The 255-nt window shown below is 47.8% G+C and carries 1 protein-coding gene; it reads right to left on the bottom strand.

The annotated features are described in order from the left end of the window. The coding region (locus Q4563_RS21045; protein ID WP_303605908.1) for a hypothetical protein at positions 1 to 255 on the bottom strand (255 nt) is incomplete at both ends.

The raw sequence follows: 255 nt of genomic DNA, 5'->3' as shown, positions 1-255 counted from the left end.
CAGTGAGGTTATCTGAACGGTGTCATCAGCCATAATGGCCGCCAGTTCATCAACATGCTCACCAATATATTGCCAGAAAAGCTTACCGAAATTAGACAGAGTGCCATTCAACTCACTTTTGATTTCAAGATTTGTTACACGACTTCGGGCTACCCAGTCCTCAGCCTCAGTCCATGTCGAGGTATCAAGCTCGGTTGTTTGCCAAGCAGGCAACTGCTCTGAAGATACCGTTAAACCACCACTCTGGTGCCAGCC

It is taken from the genome of Gilvimarinus sp. 1_MG-2023 (assembly GCF_030548285.1).
This window is presented reverse-complemented; position numbering and strand designations above follow the sequence as displayed.